Genomic DNA, 19,448 nt, shown 5'->3' with positions numbered 1-19,448 from the left:
CCCCAGAGGCCGGAGGCGTCGTGGAACTCGCAGCCCTCGGGATGGATGCGCAGGGCCAGGGGCGCGTCGGCCGCGCCCTCCAGGACCACGGCGTCGAACCCGGCGGCGTCCAGGGCCTCGGGGGTGCGCCCGCCCGAGTAGGACTCGGCGTAGAAGCCCGTGAGGGGCGACTTGGTGAAAACCCCATAGCGGCTGCCGCCCCAGGCGGCCCCGCCGCAGAGGGGGCCGGCCGCGAAGATCAGGCGGTTCTCCGGCCCCAGGGGGTCGGCCCCGGCGGGGTTGCGCTCCAGGAGCAGGCGTGTGGCCAGTCCCTTGCCGCCCAGGCAGGCCTCCAGCACCTCGTCGCTCGTGGGTTCCACGGCGAAGGCGCGCCGGGTGAGGTCCACGGTAAGGATGCGGTTGTGGAATCCGTGCATGTTCGCTCCTACATGCCCAGGTAGGCCGACTTGATGTGCTTGTTGTCGATGAGTTCCTTGGCGGCGCCCTCCAGGGCCACGCGGCCGTGCTCCAGCACGTAGCCTCTGTCGGAGAGGCTCAGGCTGTGGTGCACGTCCTGCTCCACGAGGAGCACGGTGGTGCCCGTGTCGGCGATCCTGCGCAGGGTCTCGAAGATGGACTTCACCAGGATGGGGGCCAGGCCCAGGGAGGGCTCGTCCAGCATGAGCAGCCCCGGCAGGGCCATGAGGCCCCGGCCGATGGCCACCATCTGCTGTTCGCCGCCCGAGAGGGTCATGGCCATCTGTTCGCGCCGCTCCAGGAGGCGGGGGAGCAGGTCGTAGACCTGGCGCAGGGTTTTGTCGCGCAGCTTGAAGGCGCGCTTGTTGTAGGCCCCGATCTCCAGGTTGTCGGCAACGCTCATGAGCGAGAAGAGCCTGCGCCCCTCGGGCACGTGGACGATTCCGCGCTCCACGATCTTCTCCGGGGGCATGGCCTCGATGCGCTCGCCCCGGAAGGTGATGGCCCCGGCGCGCGGGGGCACGAGGCCCGAAAGGGCCTTGAGCAGCGTGGACTTGCCCGCGCCGTTGCCACCGATGATGGACACCACCTCGCCCTCGTGCACCTCCAGGGAGAGATCGTGGACCACCTGCACGTCCCCGTAGTAGACGTCGATGTTCTCCACCTTAAGCAGCGTCATATTCCCTCCCGAGATAGGCCTTGATGACGTTCTCGTCGCGGGTCACGTCCTCGGGCTTGCCCTCGGCGATCTTCTCCCCGAACTGGATGACCACCACCCGGTCCGAGAGGGCCATCACGGCGCGCATGATGTGCTCGATGACGAACACCGTGACCCCCTTGTCGCGCAGGTTCTTGATGATGGCGATCATGTCGTCCACCTCGGTGGGGCGCAGCCCGGCCATCACCTCGTCCAGGAGCAGGAGCTTGGGGTCGGTGGCCAGGGCCTTGGCGATCTCCAGGCGCTTGCGGTCGGCGATGGTCAGGTTGCCGGCCAGCTGGTGGGCGCGGTGGTCCAGGAGCAGGGTCTCCAGCACGTGCATGGCGCGGTCCCGGGCGCGGGCGGTGGAGCGCTCGCGCAGGAAGGCCCCGACCATCACGTTGTAGAGCACGGTCTTTGCGCCGAAGGGCTTCACGATCTGGAAGGTGCGGGCAAGGCCCAGGTCGCAGAGGTCCCAGGGCTTCTTGCCCGCGATGGAGGCGCCGTTGAAGAGGATGTCCCCCTGAGTGGGCGGAAACACCCCGGCCACGCAGTTGAACAGGGTGGACTTGCCCGCGCCGTTGGGCCCGATGAGCCCCAGGATCTCGCCCGGGGCGATGTGCAGGTCCAGGTCGTGCACGGCGGTGAGGCCGCCGAACCGCTTGGTGACTCCCTTGACGTCCAGGATGTTCATCGCGCGCCTCCCTGCCCGGCGGCTTCGGGCTTGGTGATCTTGGCGGCCAGCCTGTCGTAGAGCCTGGCCAGGGTGGGGGTGAGCCCCTTGGGCTGGTAGAGCATGACGAGGATCAGGATGGTCCCGAAGATCACCAGATGCAGGCCCGGGAGCTGGTCCGAGAGGTAGATGCGGGTGAACTCGTTGAGGGGCCGCAGGGCCAGCGCGCCGATGAGCGGTCCGGCGATGGTGCCGCGCCCGCCGATGAGGGCGATGAAGGCGATCTCGAAGGAGAGGTCCAGGCCCAGGAGCCCCTTGGGGTAGAAGTAGAGCATGAGCTGGGCGTAGAAGGTGCCCGCCAGGGCCGTGAGGAAGCAGCTCAGGGCCATGGCCATGAGCTTGTAGCGCGCCACGTTGATGCCCAGGGCCTCGGCGGCCTCGGGCTCCTCGCCGCCGGCGGCCAGGTAGTAGCCCATGCGCGAGCGGGAGATGAACCACGTGAGGGCAAGCACCAGCACGAGCATCACCAGGATGATGTAGTAGTAGGGCTCCTTGTGCATGAACTGGTAGTTCCAGAAGGAGTCGCCCTTGAGGGGGATGAGCAGCCCCCGGGGACCGTTGAGCTTGATGGGCCCCAGCATGTCGATGTTCTCGATCATCACGCGGAAGCCTTCCGCGAAGGCGATGGTGCACAGGGCGAAGTAGGCCCCGCGCATGCGGAAGGTGGGCTTGCCGATGAGCACTCCCACCAGCGCGGCGATCACCCCGCCCACGAGCATGCCGATCCAGGGCGAGATGCCGTACTGGAGCGTGAGCACTGTGGAGGTGTAGGCCCCGATGCCCACGAACACGGCGTGCCCCATGGGCAGAACGCCCGCGAAGCCGCCCACCAGGTTCCAGGCCGTGGTGAGGTAGGCGTAGAAGAAGAGCAGGATGAGGATCTGCAGGTATGTGGGGCTCTGCACCACCAGGGGCAGCCCGAAGCTGACCAGGGCGGCAAGGGCCAGGAGGACGGCGTCCAGTTGTTTCCGGCTCACGATGGTCACCTCCTACCAGTCCTGTTTGTGGCCGAATAAGCCGGAAGGTTTCACGAAGAGGATCACCAGGAAGATGGCGTAGATGATGGCCTCGGTCCAGGTGGAGGGCATGAACTGGGAGAACACCGACTCGATGAGCCCCACGATCACGCCGCCGATCATGGCCCCCTGAATGCTGCCCAGGCCGCCCAGCACCACGATGATGAAGGCCCGGATGTCGAAGACCACGCCCACGGAGGGGTAGACGTAGTAGAAGGGGATGATCACGCATCCGGCGATGCCCGCGATGGCCGTGCCGATGCCGAAGGCGTGGTTGTAGATGCGGTACTGGTCGATGCCCATGAGGTTGGCGGCCTCGCGGTCCAGGCTGGTGGCCTGGAGGGCCTTGCCGGTGCGGGTCTTCTTCATGAAGAGCGCCAGCCCCACGGCCGTGAGGATGGAGATCACGAAGCCCGAAAATTTGGGGATGGAGACGATGATGTCTCCCAGGGTGAAGCTCGTGCCGGTGATGGCCGTGCGCACGGTGCGGTATTCCGCGCCGAAGAGCATGAGGGCCAGGTTGTCCAGCACGTACCAGACGCCCGTGGTGACGATGATCACCGTGAGCGGTTCGCGGACCTGGCGCTCGGCCCGGAACACGGGCTTGATGAGCAGGTCCTGCATGTAATAGCCGAAGAAATAGAGCAGGGGGGGCACCACGAGGAGCGCCAGATAGGGGTGCATGCCCGTGAGCTTGATCAGCCAGTAGGCGCTGAACATGCCCACCATGAGCAGGGAGCCGTGGGCGAAGTTCACCACCTTCATCACCCCGAAGATCAGGGTGAGGCCCAGGGCCGTAAGCCCGTACATGGCCCCCATCATGGCGCCGTTGAGCACCGCTTGGATCACAGCGGTCATTGGTCGTCTCCGGGAGTGATGCCCCCCGGGGCGCGCGGGCGTCCCGGGGGGCGTTGAACGGTCGGGCTACTTGTTGGCGGGGAACACCGGGGTGTACCCGGCGCGGCGGGCGGCCTTGGGCCACACGGTGACGCGGTCGAGCTTGCCGTCGATCTCGGCCACCTGGACGATGACGATGCCGGCGTTCTTGTTCTGGCCGTTCTCGTCGAACTCCACGCCGTCGTAGGAGACGATCATGGCCGGGCCGGTGGTGAGCTTGGTGGCGGCCAGGGCGTCGCGGACCTTCTTGGGGTCGGTGGAGGCGGCGCGTTCCAGGGCGTCGGCGATCACGTACATGGCGGCGTAGGCGTCAACGGACTCGCCGGTGAGGTCGTAGCCGTACTTCTTCTTGAACTTCTCGTTGGTGGCCTTGGCGCCGGGCTTGTTCACGTCGGTGTTCCACTCCACCTCGTCGAAGAGGTAGAGGCCGTTCTTGGCCACGTTCTCAAGGAACTTGGGGTCGGCATGGCCGCCGCCGGAGGCGATGATGGCCTTGGGCTTGAGCTTCATCTCGGCCATGGTGTTGGTGAGCAGGATGGCGTCGGAGGCGTTGGAGACGAGCATCACCACGTCGGGGTTGGCGCTTTTCAGCTTGGTGACCACGGGGGTGAGATCGGTGGCGGTGGAGGGGTAGGGCTCGTCCAGGACGATCTGGTAGCCTTCCTTCTTGGCCAGGTCGCGCCACTTCTCGGCGAAGCCGGTGCCCCAGTCGCCGTTCTCGAAGACGAAGGCGATGGTCTTCATCTTCTGGCCGGTTTCCTCCTGGATGTCCTTGAGGAAGCGGAACTGGTCGCGCACCCACCAGGAGTCCTTGGCGGCGATGCGGAAGACGTACTTGAAGCCGCGCTCGGTGATGGTGTCGCGCACGGCAACGGGAACCACGAAGGGGATGCCGTAGCGCTCGGCGGTCTGGGTGGCGGGGTAGGTGACGGCCGAGTTCCAGCAGCCGGTCATGATGTTCACCTTTTCGGTGTTGATCAGGCGCTCGGTCTCTGAAACGCCCACGGTGGGGTCGCTCTTGGAGTCGGCGTAGACCAGCTCCAGCTTGGCCCCGCCCAGGCTCTTGATGCCGCCTGCGGCGTTGATTTCCTCGACGGCCATCTCGCGGGCCTGCTTGCCCTGCACGCCCACCGAGGCCGAGGGGCCGGAGAGGGGTTCGACGTTGCCGATCTTGATGCTCTTCTGGGCCAGGGCCTGGGTGGAGAGACCGGCGGTGAGGAGCGCCGCCGCGAGGAGTCCGGTGAGTTTTCTGCCGAAAGACGCCGTGTTCATGCTCAACTCCCTTCGTTGTGGGTTGTCGCGCGTTTGCCTGGTTCCTTAGCCTTTTGGAGAGCGCCTACAGGCGGCCCTTGGCGATCTCCTGGAAGCCCTCTTCCAGGATGGCCAGGCCGCGTTCGAGCTGCTCGTCGGTGATCACCAGGGGCATGAGCGTCCTGATGACGTTGCCGTGTGTGCCGCAGGAGAGGAGCAGAAGCCCCCTGTCCACGCAGTATTTCACCAGCGCCTTGGCCTGGGCCATGGCCGGGGTCTTCTTTTCGCGGTCGGTCACCAGTTCCAGGGCGCGCATGGGCCCCAGGCCGCGTTCCTCGCCGATGATCTCGTAGCGTTCCATCCACTGCGCGAAGCGAGCCTGGAGGGTGGCCCCCAAGGTGCGGGCGCGCTCCAGGAGCTTCTCTTCCTCGAAGACCTCCAGAACGGCCAGGGCCGCGCGGCAGGAGACGGGGTTGCCGCCGTAGGTGCCGCCGGTGCCCCCGATCTGGGGCGCGTCCATGATCTCGGCGCGGCCCACCACGCCGGAGATGGGCATGCCGCCGCCCATGGACTTGGCCACGGTGACCAGATCCGCCGCCACGCCGTGGTGGGTCATGGCGAAGTATTCGCCGGTGCGTCCGAAGCCGGTCTGCACCTCGTCGGCCACGTAGACGATGCCGTTGGCGCGGCAGATGGCGGAAAGCTTCTCGAAGTAGCGGGTGGGCGGGGTGACGAAGCCGCCCTCGCCCAGCACGGGTTCGGCCACAAGGCAGGCGACGGACTCGGCGGCGGCGTGCCCGATGAAGAAATCATTCAGGAGGTCCGCGCAGGCCGCATCGCAGGTCTTGCGGTCGAGGCCGATGGGGCAGCGGTAGCAGTAGGCGTAGGGCATGCGGTAGACTTCGGGGGCGAAGGGGCCGAAGCCGAACTTGTAGGGCTTCACCTTGCTGGTCATGCTCATGGTGAGCAGGGTGCGCCCGTGGAAGCCGCCCTCGAAGACGATCACGCCCTGGCGCTTGGTGTGGCTGCGCGCGATCTTCACCGCGTTCTCCACGGCCTCGGCCCCGGAGTTGGCCAGGATGGCCATCTTCTCGAAATCCCCGGGGGCCAGGGAGCAGAGCTTCTCGGCCAGACGGATGTAGGGCTCGTACATCACGATGTGGAAGCAGGTGTGGATGTACGTGTCGGCCTGGTCCTTCACGGCGGCTGAAACCTTGGGATGGCAGTGGCCCACGTTGACCACGCCGATGCCGCCCGCGAAGTCGATGAGTTCGCGCCCGTCCACGTCGGTGATCATGGCGCCGGAGGCTTTGGCGGCCAGGAAGCGGGTTACGTTGAAGGGACCTTTGGGGATGTAGCGGTCGCGCAGTGCCAGGAGCTCTTGGGTCTTGTCGGTGTGCTGTGCCACAGGGTGTCCTCTCGCACGGGGTTGATGGGTCGGGCTCGCGCCCCGCCGTTGACGAAAATGCCAAGCTGGATGAGCAAGAAGCAAGCCAGGACGTGCCAGAGGAATTAATGCTTTTATTTCAGAATATTAACTAAGCATTTTCAAAAAGCGTCACACTCGATTGATTCAAAAGCGAATCAACTTTTAACAAAACATTAATATTTACGGGGCAATAAGAATTGTTCAAAAATGAATCAAGCTCCTTTGACGAAATTGACAATTTCCAAATCAAATCCTTCCGGAACAAACCGGGGGGTCCGCCGTTCGCGCCATGTGCGGCAAGGGCTCGCAGGCACTGACACTTGACCAATGAACTCTCACCCGTCTGATTCGTTATTGAAGCCCGGTCATGATTCAGAAATGAATCGGCCGGGCTTGATGCCGTACCGGGCCAGCTTGCGCACCACCGTGGACTGGCTCACCCCCAGAAGCGTCGCCATCTCCCGCGTGGTGCGGCAGCGCGCGGCCGCCTGGCGCAGCGCCCGCGCACTGGCCTGGTCTGCGGATTCGGCAAGCCCCCGCGGCTGGGCCTCTCCCAGCGCTCCGCCGCCAGGACCCAGGGCCTCCTGCACGGCCTCGGTGAGGTCGTCGCCCTCGCTCATCACGAAGGCCTTCTGGATGATGCCCACCAGTTCGCGCACGTTGCCCGGATAGTCGTGGGTCTCCAGCAGGCGCATGGCCTTGGGCGTGAGCCGCTTGGCCTTGGCGTAGCGCGCGTTGCAGGCCGCCAGGTAGAACTCCGCCAGCCCGAAGATGTCTTCCCGGCGCTCCCGCAGCGGAGCGATGCGCACGATGAAGGTGTTGAGCCGGAAGAAGAGGTCCTTCCGGAAGCGCTTCTGGTCCACCAGGCGCTCCAGGTCGCAGTTTGTGGCCGCCACCACGCCGCACTCCACCACCTTGGACTCCGCCCCGCCCAGGCGTCGCAGCTCGTGGTCGTCCAGGTACTTGAGGAGCTTGGCCTGCACCGAGAGCGGGATGTCGCCCACCTCGTCCAGGAAGAGCGTGCCGCCCCGGGCCAGCTCGATGAGCCCGGCCTTGCCCTGCTTGAGCGCCCCTGTGAAGGCCCCCTTCTCGTAGCCGAAGAGCTCGGCCTCGAAGAGGTTTTCCGGCACGGCCGGGCAGTTGATGGGGATGAAGGGCTTCTTGGCCCGGGGGCTGTGCTGATGCACGAACTTGGCCAGGAGCCCTTTGCCCGTGCCGGACTCCCCCAGGATGAGGATGCGCGAGGCGTCCATGTGCGCGAGCTTCAAGAGGGCGTGCAGGCAGTGACGCATGGAGGGGCTTTCGGCCACCACGTCCTTCTGGCGCAGCTCCAGCATGGAGAGCTCCGCCAGTTCGTGGCGGTAGCGCTCCTCCACCTTGCGCGCGTTCTGGAGCCCCTCACGCAGGGCGTTCAATTCCGTCACGTCGCGCTCGTTGACCACCACCATGGCGATGGAACCGTCCGGGCCGAACACCGGCGAGCCCGTCACCAGGAGCTGCTTGCCCGTCTTGGTGATGCGCTGGATGATGCTGGACTGGCGCTTGTGGCGCAGCACATCCAGGGTGACCGAGTGGTCCACCAGCCCCTCGTCCAGGATGCAGCGGATGCTGCGGCCCACGTAGTCGGAGGCCTCCACGGAGTTGAGCCGCTGGGATTCCCGGTTGATGTCCAGAATCACGCCGCTGCCGTCGCAGATCCAGATGCCCTCGGAGACCGAATCGAGCACGGCGCGCAATTGGATTTCGGGCACGGGCAGCGAGCCCTCGGGCAGGGCGTCGTCCAGGAGCAGGGCCGCGCCCACGATGGCCCCGTCGCGCACGATGGGCCAGGCCTGGGCCGCCAGGCGGCGTCCCCCGGCCTCCAGGACGCGGGCGGTGCGGCGCTCTTCCTCCAGGCAGTCGCGCAGGAGCGGCAGCAGCTCCGGCGGCGTCTGGCCCGGGGGCGACTCCAAGCCCAGGATCCGGGCCGCGCTGGGGTTGGCGGAGACGGGCCGCAGGTCGCGGTCCACGGTGAAGAGGCCCTTGCCGAGACTGCGCAGGGCATCCCCCTCGTCGAAGGGGGGCTTGCCGCGCCGCGTGCGTGCGGGAGCGCCGGGGTTTGCCATGTTTGGAAAATGCCCGGAAACCGTCCCGCCCGCAAGAGGGGGGCGGTCGGCGCAGGAGGCGGACGGAAAGGATAGCGGGGGGGGGGAAGAGAAGGGGTGCCCTTCAGACCCACATTTTTCCCTTCCCCGCGGGCGGTGCGGGCCGGAGCCTGCGGGCAGTGGCCTGGCCTGCTAGGGCGAGACGATCACCATGTGCAGGTCGCAGACGTTGGTCATTGTGGGGCCGGTCTTGAGCAGGTGCCCGATGCGTTCGAAGAAGTGGTAGGAGTCGTTGTCGCGCAGCGAGGCGTTGATGGAGAGGCCGGCCGCGTGAGCCATCTCCACCAGCTCCGCCGAGGCGAAGGCCCCTGCCGCGTCGGTGGGGCCGTCGGTGCCGTCGGTGGAGGCGGAGAGGAAGAAGACGTCGGCCCCCTTGAGCTCGTCGCGGGCCAGCTCGGCCAGGAAGGCCAGGGCCATCTCCTGGTTGCGACCGCCCTTGCCCTCGCCCTTGAGGGTGACCACCGTTTCGCCCCCGGCGATGATGCAGGCGGGCTTCTTCACCAGCAGTTCGGTTTTTCGCACGTCCTTGGCGATGCCCCAGAGGAACTTGGCCGCCTCGCGCGATTCGCCGGTGAGGGCGCAGGTGAGGGCGGCCGTGTTGTAGCCCAGGGCGCGGGCCGTTTCGCAGGCTGCGGTGAGCGCCGCCTGGTTGGAGCCGATGAGAATGTTGGAGGCCAGCTCCGTGGCCGGGTCGCCGGGTTTGGTGGTCTCCTCGATGCGGCCCTGCACGCCCAGCTCCAGGGTGCGCAGCACGTTGGCCGGGGCCTTGTCCTGGAGCTGGTACTTCTCGATGATGGCCATGGCCTCTTCGAAGGTGGTCTCGTCGTGGCTGGTGAGGCCCGAGGCGATGGTGTCCAGGCGGTCGCCCACCACGTCGGAGAGGATGAAATTGAGGCTGCGCGCCGGGGCCATGAGCTTGAGGAGCCTGCCGCCCTTCACGGCGGAGATGTGCTTGCGGATGCAGTTGATCTCGCCGATGTCCGCCCCGCAGGCCAGGAGGGCACGGGTCATGTTCTGCTTGTCCTCCAGGGTGAGGCGCAGGGGGCCTTCGGGGAGATCCAGGGAGATGGGGCAGGGCAGCAGGGCAGAGCCGCCCCCCGAGACGAGGTTGAGCACCAGGGTCCTGGCGTCGGCGGCGCGCACCAGGTCCGCGATGCGCTGGGCCGCGCCCACGCCCTGTTCATCGGGGGTGGGATGGCCCGACTCCACCACCTCGATGTGCTTCAGGGGCTCGGCGTGTCCGTATTTCACGGAGAGGAGCCCGGAGTCGATCCTGTCGCCCAGGATGTCCTCCAGGGCCTTGCCCATGCGCGCCGAGGCCTTGCCCGCGCCCAGCACGAGCACGCGCTCGAAGCGGTCCAGGTCCACCTCGTGGCGCTCGTCCTCGAACGAAACCAGGAGCCTGGAGCCCTCCAGGCGCACGTGGTTCACGATCATCTTGTAGGGATCGACCCTGTCCAGGGCCGCCTGGAACATCTGGCTGAGGTGCTCGAACGGACGCGGCATGGAGCGGTCTCCTTGGTGTGTCCCCGTGGAAGCGGGGCGTCCGGCGTGGGGCCGGGTCGCGGGGAAGGCCCGGAGGGCCGCCGCCCGGCGGGCGGCCGCCCTTCCATAGCCTGATCCGCTTGCGAAGGAAACCAGTGGTCTTGGGCCCTGCGGCGGCTCAGTAGAAGCCCTCGAAGGCCGTCAGGGCCAGGGCGGTGGCGATGTATCCGTAGACTGCGGCCTCGGTGAGCAGGGTGATGGCTCTTTTCATGATCCGTACCTCTTGGTTGACTGTCCAGCGGAATCACCAAGAGAGACCGCGATGCGCGACGGATGGTTACACCCGGCGCGACGGATGAGGGGGCTCCCGAAGGGGTGGGGGATTCCGGCCGGAGGCTTCACGCGGCCAACTACCGTCCCGGCGCGGCAAGTCCTAGCGTCTCTGCAGCGGGAAGCTCTTCACGAGCGCATGCCTCACGATCGTGTCCGCATTGTATCTGCAATCTTCGGGAGATTGTTTCAGATGGCGCTCCACTGCAAGAACGACATCGAATCGCTTCGTGTTCTCAGGCATAGAAATGAACACGTTCTGCATCGCTTCGGCAACACCTGAAATATAATATGTTGCGCAAATGTACGGCTCGCTGTTCTTTGGCTTTTTCAGCATCCTGCAGAGTTCCGCCCCCTTCATGCGAGCATGCGAATCCCCGCATTGCAGCGCCACCAGGAAAAGAAACGCAAGAACGATCGCACCGAATGACCTGATCATGACACGTTCCTCCATCTTCGCGGATGCCGGAATGATCGTGAACGCACAAGAGCAACGCCCGCCCGAGGATGTGCGGAAACCAAAGAAATAAACATGGTAAGGCAGTAGCGCCGCAGAGGGCAGCCGGTCAAGGACGGCAAGGCGGGGATCACCGCCGGGCCGCCCAGGACCATCGCTTCGCGATGACAGTGGACGCAATGATGACCATGGCAGGCCCCGGCCGCGCGGTGGCAGGCGTTGTCGCCCCCCGTCAGGAACGTGCGGAAGTGCCCCGGTATTCCCGGACGGGACGTTCATGGTCCGCAGCCCCTACAACGCGATTCCGGCCTGCCTCCATCACCCGGAGACGGGCCGACTGCATTCCCGAAGGCATGACAGCCAGTTGAGAATATCTCGCTGGCTGCGTTGCAGGGAAAAAGCCAGACCCTCACGTATGGAAAATACCCTTCGGGCTTGGCTCTCTCCCTGCGCCCAGCCAGCGAGTTTTTTTAACAGCCAGAATCGACCATTTAAACGGGCTGATGAGTGGGCAGGCTTCTGCCGAGGCGCTTCTAAGGAAGACACCCGGGGGCGGCTCCAAACGGCCTCGCCAGACACTCTATGGGGAGAGAGTGGGGAGAAAACCGAGCGCACAACGAAGAAGGGGGTCAGGCTTTTGGCCTAACCCCCTGTCATCTTTGGTGCGCCCGGCAGGATTTGAACCTGCGGCCTACGGATTCGTAGTTCTTTTGTTCTGGCGTCATCATGCGTCATTTAGTATCCCTGGAATCGTTGACTGGCAAGGGTTTTGTGGCTATTTCCTGTCCATCCAACGTCATCCGAAATAACGCCGTTTCACCCGAAAAAGCGGGCCCAGAGCGGGCCCAGAAATGGACCCAGGATCGGCCGAAAGGGAAGGGGGATAGAATGGCCCAAAACGACCACAGGACGCGCCACAAGACGAAATTCCCCGGCGTCAGATACGTTGAGCACGCCAGCCGAAAGCACGGGATCAGGCCGGACAGGTATTTCAAACTCAGATTCAAGCTCGCCGGGAAGGACAAGGAAGAGGGCCTTGGCTGGGCATCCGAGGGATGGACCGAGCAGAAGGCCGCCGCCCGGCTGGCCGAACTCAAGGAAGCCCAGCGCACGGGGCAGGGAGCCGTCACCCTTGCCGAGAAGCGCGCCCAGGCCGAAGCCGAACGCAAGGCCCGGCAGGCGGCCGAAGAGTCCGAGGCCCGCGCGAACATCACAGTCGCCCAGGTCTGGAGCCAGTATTTCCCGCTCGCCCAGGCAAACAAGGCCCCCAGGACCAGTTCCAAAGAGGATCAGGTCTGGCGGCTTTGGATCGCGCCCGTGATCGGCAAGAAGGCCCTCCGGGACGTGGCCCCGATCCACCTGGAGCGCATCAAGCAGAATGTGCTTTCCGCCGGGCGTGCGCCACGCTCCGCCGCCTACGTGTTGGCCGTGGCGAGACAGCTTTTCAACTTCGCCCGCGACCACGGGCTTTTCGAGGGAGCGAACCCCACGGCCAAGGTGAAGCCGCCCAAGGCGGACAACCGGCGCACGCGCTTCCTGACGCCGGACGAGGCGGCCGGACTGCTGGAAGCCCTGGCCGAACGATCGCAAGACGTTCACGACCAAGCCCTGATTTCGCTTCACGCTGGGCTTCGGGCCGGGGAGATTTTTTCGCTCACATGGCCGGACGTGGATTTCGTCCACGGCGTTCTGACCCTTCGGGACACCAAGAGCGGCAAAACGCGCCAAGTGCCCATGACCGGGGATGCGCGCGCCATGCTGGAGCGCCGCAAGGCCGGGGCCAATGGCAACGCGCTGGTGTTCCCAGACGCAAGGGGCCGCAAGGCTGTCCAAGTCTCGGAAACCTTCAACCGCGTGGTGCATGAACTTGGCCTCAACGCGGGGATCGAGGATTCCCGGCAGAAGGTCGTCTTCCATACCCTGCGGCACACATGCGCATCCTGGCTCGTCCAGAACGGCGTGCCGATCTTCACGGTGGCGAAGCTCTTGGGACACGCCAACTTGGCCATGACCGAGCGATACAGCCACCTTGCCCCCGACCACTTCGCCCAGGCCGTGAACACCCTTGAGGGTGTCGGCCGAGCCAAGCCCGGCAAGGTGGTGAGCATCAACGGGCAGGGCCAGTCGCATTGACTTTCATAAACCAAAGGCTATAAATCATCATGCAAGCCTGGACGGTCGAATTCGTGAACGAAGAGGCGGCGGCGGAATTCGCGGCCCTGCCACTGGACATGCAGGCCAAGCTGCAACGGACGTTCGGCCTTGTGGAGGCGCGGGGGCTATCGGCGCTGGTCATGCCCTTGGCCCGGCCAGTGGACGGGCGGATATGGGAATTCCGCGTGACTGGACGGGACGGCATAGCCCGGAGCCTGTACGCGGCATCAACCGGGCGGACGCTTCTGGTTCTGCGGACATTCACCAAGAAGACCCAGAAGACCCCGCGCGGTGAAATCGAAATCGCCAGACGGCGGCTCGCGGAGGAAGAACATGGCACGGGTTAAGACGCGAGACATCCACGAGCGCATGATGCGCGAAAACCCCGAGTACCGGCGCGAGTATGACGCCCTGGAAGAGGAGTTCACCTTGATCGCGGCCATGCTGGACGCCCGGCGCAAGGCCGGGTTGACGCAAGCCCAGGTTGCGGAGCGCATGGGCGTGAAGCAGCCCGTGGTGGCAAAGATCGAAGGCGGGAAGTCCAACGTGAGCTTCGACACCCTCAAACGCTACGCCCACGCCACCGGCTGCAAGGTCAAGGTGGAGTTCGTGGCGGGCCAGTAAATAGACCTGTTGACTTTGTTCTCCAATGCAGTGAGACGCAAAAATCACGTTGACAAGTGTAATGTGGCGTCATTACGGTTGCCCAGCACTGGAAGTCATACGGGCTTGTGCCGCAGAGGGTAAGTCGGGGATTCCCCGCACACTGCCCAAGGCCTACCCCTTCACACGGTGAAGAGAGGCCCAGTCTAGCACCCTCTTGGAGACAACATCACCCGGCGGTGATGGATCAGACCGCGAAAGGCGGCTGTACGACACGCGGAGGCTTCCTTTGAAGGGCGGAGAAGAAAGCCGCCCGGTGCGGAACGCTTTGCAGGCTCGTGCCCCCCAGGCGCGCGCAGGCGAGGCAAACCTCTCGTGAGGTTCCGCATGAACACCGCACACGCCGCCGAAACGCATCTTGCACCGCTGAAAGAACCCTCCCCGCGCGCAAAGCACCCCAGCCCCGGCAGGGCACTTCGCGCCTGCCCCCTCGCCGTCTACTCGCGCGAGGGAATCCTTCTCTTTTTGGAGTCCGTGGCTCCGGGCTTCGATTGGCGCGGCAGCGTCGGCGATCGGATTCCGCCCGTCGTCACCCGTGCCGCTTGGCCGAAGCTGGCCGAAACGCTTGGTCTGCCCTATCCGAGCCGTGGAGTCCTGGCGAACCTGGACAGCGCGGGGCGCGGGCCGCGCCAGTTCACCGAAGTCGCCAGGCAGGGACACGGAGGCGCGTAGCATGAGCGCAAAAATGACGGGCCAGCCCATCCGCCACGATGGACCGGCCCCAGAAAAAATGCCGTGCTCCTTGCTGAAGCCACTACCAAACGAAACGAGCCCCTTCAAGGGAACATTCCGCGTGCCATCGTCCTTGAGCTTCGGCGTCTCGGTCCTCGCCAATAAGCTGATGCTGCACCCTCTTGTGGAGGTCGCCTATCAGGGTGCGGCTCGTGACCCGGACAGCTTCCACAGCCGCGAAAAGCTGGTGGCCCACGTTGGCATGAGGCTTCGCCAGGAAGACGAAAGCTTCGAGCGGCTGTCAGAACAAGACGTTGTGCACGCCGTCGCGGCCCTGTGGCATCGCGCCGGGCGCGACCTCGCGGGCCTGAGCGAGGCACACGTCATCGGGCTTCTTGACCGGGCCGCCTGGGAGGCCAATTTCGACCCCGAGGCGCTTTCAGGCCACGCGGACGCCATCCCGAGGACCGACCACAACGACGCGGACGTGGGCGAAGACGGGGCCAAGCCGTGCCCGCCCATCGACCTCAAGGCCGCCAGCGTGGGCCGCTTCATCGGGGCGGACGTGCCGAAAATCCCGTGGCTGCTCGAAGGTGTTCTCCCCCTCGGGATGCCCGCCGCGCTGTCCGCCGCGCCCGGCGTGGGCAAGAGCTTCCTGCTCTTGCTCGCGGGCATGAGCGTCGCCACGGGGCTGGACCTCCTGCCGGGTTTCAAGGTGGCCGCTCCCGGCAGGGTGTTCCTGGTGTTCGCGGAGGAACCGGAGGTGGTCATCCACGCGCGACTCGCCGCCCTGGTGGAGGAGTTGATTGCCGAGCGCGAGGACGCCGTTGAGGTCTTGGCCCGGCTCAAGGCGAACTTGTTCATTTTGGCCCGCGAAGGCGAGGATAACCGCCTTGTGCGCCCCGGCGCGCGGCGCGGCGAGATCGAGGAGACGCCCTTCACGGGCGCGCTTCGGAGGGCCATCGCCGCCCCTGGCCTCGCGGGGCTCAAGCTCTTGGGTCTGGACCCGTGGTCACAGCTTGCGCCCCAGGCCGAAACCGATCCGGCTGAGTCCACAGCCGCCGTTGGAGTCCTGACCAGTCTTGCCAAGGCCAGCGGGGCGTGCGTGCTCACGGCGGTTCACGTCCGCAAACGGCCGAACGGCAAGAGCAAGCCCAGCACCTTCGACTTGACCGACCCGGACGATATTCGCGGCTCCTCCGCGTTCTTGGGAGCCGTGAGGACGGTCCTCGCCTTGGCCTGCGTCCAGGAGCACGAGGCCGGAAAGCTCGCCAGCGATCCGGCCAAGCCGCATGACACGATCCTGACCCGCGTTGCCAAGGCCAACCACGGGGGCAAGCGCCCGCCGTTTTTCATGGTGCGCGGCGAGGGCGGCGTTTTGCGGTACTGGCGGGACATGCACGACCGCGACGTAGTGAGCGACGATGAAGCAGACCTGCACGCCACGTCTGAGATCAGGCGCATCCTGCGCGAGGAGAACGCGAAGCCCATCCCGAGGCGTTGGACGGTTCGTGAGTTCGTCAGGTTGCACGCCAAGTCCGTTCACTGGCGCGGACAGCCGATTTCACAGGTCGGACTTGAACGCCTCCTGAAGGTGGCCGTCCACAAGGGGCTGCTCATGGAGTCGAACGAGCGTTACCCGAAGCTCGCGCTGCCCCCCGAAAACCCCGAGCGGGCAGAGGTCGTATACGACGTGTTCGCACCCGGCAGGGAGTGCGCGTAGCACGAAATTTGCCGCGAGTAGCACTTTGCCGCGAGGCGCGAGAATTGTCCCTCGCGCCTCGCACCTGTTGAAATGATTGGAGAAAGCCAGCCGCGAGGCGTTCTCGCGGCTGGACCGTTTCGCGGCAAAAAAAGTCAACGATTTCAGCTGGTGCGAGCCGCGAGAGTTTCACCCCCTACGGGGGAGTGCCCAGCTTCGCGGCTGGGCATCCCCCCGGGGGGATGTGGGAGAGAGGATTTGAAGTCAGGCCCCAGCTACCCCTGCCTCCCCTGTGAAATCCACCTCCCCAGGCCCCTCCGCGCCGCCGCGCGCCGCCACGCCCAGCCTGCCGCGCGAGGCGCGCGCAGCACCTCGCGGCACTCGCGGCAGGCAGTGACGGATACCCTATCCGCACGCCAGCCAGCGCAAGCGCCATGAATCGCTGATCAAATCCCACACGCCAGCCAGCTTTCCCCCCGCAGGCCCGCCCCAGGCCCGCGCTTCCCGCCAGAACGCCCGGCCCGAGCCCCGCGCGCCGTCCGGTCCGGCCGACCCTCCGCACCCATCGGCCAGCCCCCCAGCGGCCTCGTGCTGCGCCCTGCCGCCCGGGGCGGCCCATCGCCCGCCCAAGCCGCCAGGACGCGCCAGGGGGCCGCCAGGGGGCACGGCGGGGGAGGCTGCCCATGTGACAAGACTGCAACCCTGGCGCATGACCAAATATTTTCTATTCAGAAAAATATGATGCGTTGATTTTTCTGTTTTATCAGATTGTTGCACGTATTTATAAAGATGCTATAAGGCTCCATGGCTCCTGTATGAGCCTTGGAGGTGCTATGACAGCCGTTGGAAAAGACCTGCTCACGCTGCCTTTTGCGGCAACTGCAATGGGAATTTCCGTTCAAACCCTGCGCCGCTTGATCCGCCAAGGGCGTCTCAGTCTCGTTTCGGTGAGCGAGCGCCGTAGCTTCGTCAAGCGCGACGAGGTGGAGCGCATCCTTTCCGGGCAACCCCTCCCGAAGGCCCCGGCGGTGGCTGACCATGCTTGATCGCCTGCGCTGCCTGCTGCGCCTACTGGCCCGGATCGGCGAGCGCCAGGACGACCTTCGGCCTGGGCTGCATCCTGTCGAGCGGGATTTCTACCGGGCCATGAGCCGGAAGCCCGGGAAGCCGCGCCAGTTGTCACATTTCGACCTTGGGGGGGCTGGCGCATGACCGCGCGTTCGAGTTGCAAGCGAAGCGTCGCGCCGGAAACGGCGATCCTGGCGCTACTCCAAACCGGCAGCATCGTCGAGGCTGCGCGTCAGATCGGCGTGGAGCGCCGGACCCTTGCACGCTGGATGCGCGCGGAGGAGTTCGCGTCGGCCTACGCCGCCGCCCGGGCGGAGGTGCTGACGTTGGGCGTGGCTCGCCTTGGGACCGTCGTTTCCAAAGCCGTGGCGGCCCTGGAGGCGATCTTGGACGACCCGGATGCCCCCAGCGCGACGAAGGCTCGCGCTGCTGACGTTGTGCTCGCCAGGAGCCTTCAAGCCCACGAACTGCTCGACCTTGCCGAGCGTGTCCGCCGCCTCGAAGAGGCCGATGGAGGCCGCACATGAGGGTACTCGACTTCGATTCGACCCAAGACGCCCTGGCGCAGCTGCGGCGCGACTTCCTGTCGGGCCTGGGCGACGGCCACGGGACGACCATCGGCCGCGAGATCGCGCTGTCGGCATTCTTCGGCGCGCTGGACGCCGCGCAGCACGCGCTTCACGCCGGGGCCTTCACGGTGCGCCCCAGGCGCAGCCCCGAGGCAATCAGGCGCGACCTCTTGGCGCTGCTCGCCGCCGTTGTCGGCGATGAGCTGGGCGAGGGCGAGCACCTGAACGTGGCAGAGGACATCATGGCGCTGCTCTGGGACGACCTGACCCCCTCGCCCCTGGAAGCCGCCGCGCACCTGGAGGCCCTTGTGGATCGGGGCTCCGCAGTCGGGGCGGACGCGGTTCGCGCGGCCCTGGCGTCCCTGCCAAGAGGCGCGGAGCCGTCCACGCCTGCCGAGGCGGTGGCGCGGGACGTGCGCGAGGCCTTGGAAGACCTGGGGGCGTGCTCGTGAGCGGCCTGCGCGGCCGCGTGGTTCGCCTGGAGCGCCGGGGGCAGGCCGTGGACGCCTCCGAAGTGAACGACGCGTTACAGGCCTGCCTCGCTGGCGAGGAGCCCCACGGGCCGCCCCGGGCCGTCCAGGCGGCCCGCGACCTGGCCGGGGCCATCAACGAGATCAGCATCATGCACGCCGAGCTCCCCGAGGGGGGCCAGGCATGAGCGGTGCGCGCCCCTCTATGAGCCGCGAGGAGCGGGTGCACCGTGACAAGCGGTTGTGCGACGCCTGGCGCTCTGGCTCCGGCGTGGGTTTTCTGGCCGAGCGGTTCGGCCTGACCCCTGGTGGCGTCTGCGACGTTTTAGAGCGTCACGGACTGAAAACGCCCCGCCCCTCGCGGCGGCGCGACAACAACAACACCCCGGGCGAGCAGCCCGGCAAGGAGTAGAACAACATGCACAATGAATTCCTTGACGGATTGACCCCCGGCCGTCTCGCCATCGGCGAGAAGGTGGCCGACGGCGCGCCGAGCGTGGCGCAGGCGCAGTTGCTTGAGAACGCCAAGGCCGCGAACGTGGCGCTTGCTGCGATCGTGGGGGAGTTCGCGGCCGCCGTGAGGCCGATCGACGCCGACAAGGCCTTGAGCGACCACGGCCGGAACTTGGCGCGCACGAAGCTCGCCGTCGAGCACGGCAACCGGCTGGACCCCATCCGCGAGGAGGCCGCCCGGTACGCCAAGCGGGCCGAGGAGCTTCACGCCGAGATCGAGAAGGCCGAGGCCGCCGTGCTCCCGCCTGCCGGTGACGGCGTGGCTGAGGCGCGCGCCCGGGAACTGCGGAGCCTGATCCGCTCGATGGAGCCCGGCGAAAGGATCAAGCTCTACTCCGAGGCGTCCGCCGCCGGGGCCTGGGAGATCGTGGCCGCCGTCGAGCGCGACCCGCTGGGAGCCGTCCGCCCGTTGGTGGCCCCCGAGGTGGTGGAGCGCCTGCGCCCCACGGAAGTGAAGGACGCCCGGACGTTCGTGGCCACGGCCGAGTGGCTGAGGGCGGCCGCCGACCTCGCCCTGAGCCGGATGCTGAAATAATCCACAACCCCCAAGGAGCCCCATTAGAGACCACTGCGTAATTCGCTGAGTCGCGTGCCTGATCCCCCTCGGCGTTGCATTTTGAGGTCGAATTTCTGTTTCAGCGCCCTGATTTATCATGATTTGCCCTTGGAATGGGCAAATTGTCGTACTCCAGGCGCACCTCTCCCGCCTATTTGGCCATGGCCCAGCATTTTTTCAGGTTGA

The 19,448-nt window shown here is 66.0% G+C and carries 21 protein-coding genes; 11 read left to right on the top strand and 10 right to left on the bottom strand.

The genetic code is table 11. The features are described from left to right. The 10 genes from ACV4UX_RS11015 to ACV4UX_RS10970 all read right to left on the bottom strand — a co-directional run. Positions 1 to 416 (bottom strand): aldehyde ferredoxin oxidoreductase N-terminal domain-containing protein (locus tag ACV4UX_RS11015; RefSeq protein WP_491593335.1); only part of this gene is annotated, 416 nt, incomplete at its 3' end. An 8-nt stretch (positions 417 to 424) separates the two neighbouring features. Beyond that, a complete protein-coding gene (locus ACV4UX_RS11010; protein WP_491593334.1) occupies positions 425 to 1,135 on the bottom strand; it encodes an ABC transporter ATP-binding protein in 711 nt (236 codons plus the stop codon). Next, complete coding sequence (locus ACV4UX_RS11005; protein WP_491593333.1) at positions 1,122 to 1,847, bottom strand: ABC transporter ATP-binding protein; 726 nt, start codon at positions 1,845 to 1,847, stop codon at positions 1,122 to 1,124. Before ACV4UX_RS11005 ends, ACV4UX_RS11010 begins: the two co-directional genes overlap by 14 nt. Further along, positions 1,844 to 2,863: a branched-chain amino acid ABC transporter permease gene (locus tag ACV4UX_RS11000; protein WP_491593332.1), complete on the bottom strand. Its 1,020-nt coding sequence runs from the start codon at positions 2,861 to 2,863 to the stop codon at positions 1,844 to 1,846. Before ACV4UX_RS11000 ends, ACV4UX_RS11005 begins: the two co-directional genes overlap by 4 nt. A 12-nt stretch (positions 2,864 to 2,875) precedes the next feature. Next, a complete protein-coding gene (locus ACV4UX_RS10995; protein WP_491593331.1) occupies positions 2,876 to 3,760 on the bottom strand; it encodes a branched-chain amino acid ABC transporter permease in 885 nt (294 codons plus the stop codon). Between the two features lie 66 nt (positions 3,761 to 3,826). Next, positions 3,827 to 5,071 carry an ABC transporter substrate-binding protein gene (locus ACV4UX_RS10990; protein ID WP_491593330.1) on the bottom strand — a complete coding sequence of 415 codons (1,245 nt, stop codon included), beginning with the start codon at positions 5,069 to 5,071 and terminating at the stop codon, positions 3,827 to 3,829. A 64-nt stretch (positions 5,072 to 5,135) separates the two neighbouring features. Beyond that, a complete protein-coding gene (gene gabT / locus ACV4UX_RS10985) occupies positions 5,136 to 6,458 on the bottom strand; it encodes a 4-aminobutyrate--2-oxoglutarate transaminase (protein ID WP_491593329.1) in 1,323 nt (440 codons plus the stop codon). A gap of 386 nt (positions 6,459 to 6,844) precedes the next feature. Continuing rightward, positions 6,845 to 8,584 carry a sigma-54 interaction domain-containing protein gene (locus ACV4UX_RS10980; protein ID WP_491593328.1) on the bottom strand — a complete coding sequence of 580 codons (1,740 nt, stop codon included), beginning with the start codon at positions 8,582 to 8,584 and terminating at the stop codon, positions 6,845 to 6,847. 171 nt (positions 8,585 to 8,755) lie between these two features. Then, complete coding sequence (locus ACV4UX_RS10975; RefSeq protein WP_491593327.1) at positions 8,756 to 10,129, bottom strand: glycerate kinase type-2 family protein; 1,374 nt, start codon at positions 10,127 to 10,129, stop codon at positions 8,756 to 8,758. A 412-nt stretch (positions 10,130 to 10,541) separates the two neighbouring features. After that, positions 10,542 to 10,877, bottom strand: coding sequence for a Rap1a/Tai family immunity protein (locus ACV4UX_RS10970; protein ID WP_491593326.1), 336 nt, complete (start codon positions 10,875 to 10,877; stop codon positions 10,542 to 10,544). 906 nt (positions 10,878 to 11,783) lie between these two features. Between ACV4UX_RS10970 and ACV4UX_RS10965 the strand changes: the two genes are divergently transcribed. From ACV4UX_RS10965 to ACV4UX_RS10915, 11 genes are all read left to right on the top strand, one after another. After that, positions 11,784 to 13,028 carry a tyrosine-type recombinase/integrase gene (locus tag ACV4UX_RS10965; RefSeq protein ID WP_491593325.1) on the top strand — a complete coding sequence of 415 codons (1,245 nt, stop codon included), beginning with the start codon at positions 11,784 to 11,786 and terminating at the stop codon, positions 13,026 to 13,028. Between the two features lie 29 nt (positions 13,029 to 13,057). Then, entirely contained in the window at positions 13,058 to 13,396 is a 339-nt protein-coding gene (locus ACV4UX_RS10960; RefSeq protein ID WP_491593324.1) for a type II toxin-antitoxin system RelE/ParE family toxin, read from the top strand. Continuing rightward, a complete protein-coding gene (locus tag ACV4UX_RS10955) occupies positions 13,383 to 13,673 on the top strand; it encodes a helix-turn-helix domain-containing protein (RefSeq protein WP_491593323.1) in 291 nt (96 codons plus the stop codon). Before ACV4UX_RS10960 ends, ACV4UX_RS10955 begins: the two co-directional genes overlap by 14 nt. Before the next feature lie 366 nt (positions 13,674 to 14,039). Continuing rightward, complete coding sequence (locus ACV4UX_RS10950) at positions 14,040 to 14,384, top strand: hypothetical protein (protein ID WP_491593322.1); 345 nt, start codon at positions 14,040 to 14,042, stop codon at positions 14,382 to 14,384. A gap of 1 nt (position 14,385) precedes the next feature. Beyond that, complete coding sequence (locus ACV4UX_RS10945) at positions 14,386 to 16,107, top strand: AAA family ATPase (RefSeq protein WP_491593321.1); 1,722 nt, start codon at positions 14,386 to 14,388, stop codon at positions 16,105 to 16,107. A gap of 725 nt (positions 16,108 to 16,832) precedes the next feature. Beyond that, positions 16,833 to 17,132 (top strand): helix-turn-helix transcriptional regulator, encoded by a 300-nt coding sequence (locus ACV4UX_RS10940; protein ID WP_491593320.1) that lies wholly within the window; start codon positions 16,833 to 16,835, stop codon positions 17,130 to 17,132. Positions 17,133 to 17,294: 162 nt separating this feature from the next. Continuing rightward, positions 17,295 to 17,681 carry a hypothetical protein gene (locus ACV4UX_RS10935; protein WP_491593319.1) on the top strand — a complete coding sequence of 129 codons (387 nt, stop codon included), beginning with the start codon at positions 17,295 to 17,297 and terminating at the stop codon, positions 17,679 to 17,681. Beyond that, positions 17,678 to 18,175 carry a hypothetical protein gene (locus tag ACV4UX_RS10930; RefSeq protein ID WP_491593318.1) on the top strand — a complete coding sequence of 166 codons (498 nt, stop codon included), beginning with the start codon at positions 17,678 to 17,680 and terminating at the stop codon, positions 18,173 to 18,175. The genes ACV4UX_RS10935 and ACV4UX_RS10930 overlap by 4 nt, the downstream gene beginning before the upstream one ends. After that, positions 18,166 to 18,381: a hypothetical protein gene (locus tag ACV4UX_RS10925; protein ID WP_491593317.1), complete on the top strand. Its 216-nt coding sequence runs from the start codon at positions 18,166 to 18,168 to the stop codon at positions 18,379 to 18,381. Before ACV4UX_RS10930 ends, ACV4UX_RS10925 begins: the two co-directional genes overlap by 10 nt. A gap of 35 nt (positions 18,382 to 18,416) precedes the next feature. Continuing rightward, positions 18,417 to 18,605, top strand: a complete 189-nt coding sequence (locus ACV4UX_RS10920; RefSeq protein WP_491593316.1) for a hypothetical protein — start codon at positions 18,417 to 18,419, stop codon at positions 18,603 to 18,605. Positions 18,606 to 18,611: 6 nt separating this feature from the next. Beyond that, complete coding sequence (locus ACV4UX_RS10915; protein ID WP_491593315.1) at positions 18,612 to 19,241, top strand: hypothetical protein; 630 nt, start codon at positions 18,612 to 18,614, stop codon at positions 19,239 to 19,241. The last annotated feature ends 207 nt before the right edge of the window (positions 19,242 to 19,448 follow it).

Source organism: Fundidesulfovibrio sp., assembly GCF_058402725.1.
This window is presented reverse-complemented; position numbering and strand designations above follow the sequence as displayed.